The organism is Petrotoga halophila DSM 16923 (genome assembly GCF_002924615.1).
In genome coordinates, this window is sequence record NZ_JALY01000148.1 from 1 (window position 1) to 1,435 (window position 1,435).

Consider the following 1,435-nt stretch of genomic DNA (forward strand, 5'->3'; position numbering starts at 1 on the left):
TCTTTAGACAACAGAGTCGGAGCTGCGGTACTTATTAAGTCTTTGGAGTACCTACAAAATCTTAAATTTGAAGGACAATTGACTTTGTCTTTTAACAAAGGTGAGGAAGTGGGATTAGTTGGAGCACAAGGTAGCGCCCAGCATCTAAAACCAGATTTTGCCATAGTAGTTGATGTAACCTTTGGTGAAAAACTGCCGGAAAATGTGGAGCCTATCAAGCTGGGGGAAGGGCCAGTTATAGGTATAGGTACCACCGTTACCAGAAGTGTTTTCGAAGAACTAACAAAAACTGCTAAAAATAACAATATCAAATACCAAATAGAAACTTTTGCTAGAGGCAGTGGCACCGAAGCAGATGTAGTACAAATATCTTCTACCGGAGTAAAAACAGGTGTTGTTTCAGTTCCAATCCTTAACATGCATTCTCCCAACGAGGTTGTAGATGTAAAAGATGTGGAAGAAAGCGCAAAATTATTATCTCTCTTTGCTTTAAACACCAGTTTAAATTGGAAAGGACGTCGAAAATCATGAGGAAGTATTTAAAAGACTTAACCAATCTTGCCGGCATATCTTCAAGAGAAGAAAAAATAAGAGAGTACATCCAGTCAAATGTAGCTGACAAGGTTGATGAAATTACCGAAGACAACATGGGGAACCTAATTTGTTTAATTAAAGGTAAAGATTCCTCCAAAAAATTAATGCTTGACGCACACATGGACGAAGTTGGTTTTATGATCACCAGAATAAATGAAGACGGTACTTTTGGCATATCTCCCGTTGGGGGAGTTGACCCAAGGGTAGTAAAAAGTCAGAGATTAAAAATCGAAGAAAAAATATCTGCTGTTGTCAATTCTACACCTATTCACTTAGAAAAAGAAACCGACAAAGTTGAGCAATATGAAAGTATAAGGGTCTACGCTGGATTTTCCAACAAAGAGGAAGCATCTAAAAAGGTCCATTTGGGCGATATGGTTACATTTGATACTACTTACTATGAAGAAAATAACTATGCTGTAGCCAAAGCCTTTGATGATAGGGTTGGATGTTCTATTATGATGGATATAATTGACTATTTTTTTGAGAACAGCGAGAAACCTCTTTACGACACATACTTCAATTTTGCTACTCAGGAAGAAACAGGGCTGAGAGGTACAGGAACTGCAGCTTCAGAAATACAGCCAAATTTCGCTATTGTATTAGAAGGTACAACTGCTGGGGACAACCCTGAAAATACCCCGGATAAATGGGCAACCCATATCGGAAATGGGCCGGTCTTAACATTCATGCATAGCGGTTTAGTACTTAACAAAGAGATCTTTGAAAAAATTGTAGATACTGCAAAGAAATTAGGGATTAAATTCCAATACAAAATGCGAACGGCAGGAGGAACAGATGCAGCCAGACTCGCAAAGACCCTTTATGGAATTCCAGCAGG

2 protein-coding genes are annotated in these 1,435 nt (G+C 38.7%); both read left to right on the plus strand.

Translation table 11 applies throughout. From position 1 onward, the window contains the following. On the plus strand, window positions 1–531 hold a 531-nt coding region (locus tag AA81_RS07360), incomplete at its 5' end, for a M20/M25/M40 family metallo-hydrolase (protein WP_146050358.1). After that, window positions 528–1,435, plus strand: a 908-nt coding sequence (locus AA81_RS07365; RefSeq protein WP_103898681.1) for a M42 family metallopeptidase, incomplete at its 3' end; no start/stop codon positions are given. The genes AA81_RS07360 and AA81_RS07365, both read left to right, overlap by 4 nt.